1 rRNA gene is annotated in these 204 nt (G+C 54.4%); it reads right to left on the reverse strand.

From position 1 onward, the window contains the following. Positions 1–60 (reverse strand): 16S ribosomal RNA (locus tag IF29_RS0141315); the annotation flags it as partial. Positions 61–204: the final 144 nt, after the last annotated feature.

Below are 204 nucleotides of genomic sequence, written 5' to 3' on the forward strand. Positions count from 1 at the left end.
TTGCATGTGTTAAGCACGCCGCCAGCGTTCGTCCTGAGCCAGGATCAAACTCTCCGTGAATGTCTCACGCAAGAGCGGCACAGCAACCACCGGAATAGGCGGTCCCGTGCACTGCGTCCTCGCTATAAATGTAAAACTGTTTTCCCAAAGGAACCTCGACCACCCACAGAATTGCAGGCGGACGGGGTATCAACATTTGGCGTT

It is taken from the genome of Streptacidiphilus jeojiense, from assembly GCF_000719095.1.
In the GTDB taxonomy this organism is placed as follows: domain Bacteria; phylum Actinomycetota; class Actinomycetes; order Streptomycetales; family Streptomycetaceae; genus Streptacidiphilus; species Streptacidiphilus jeojiensis.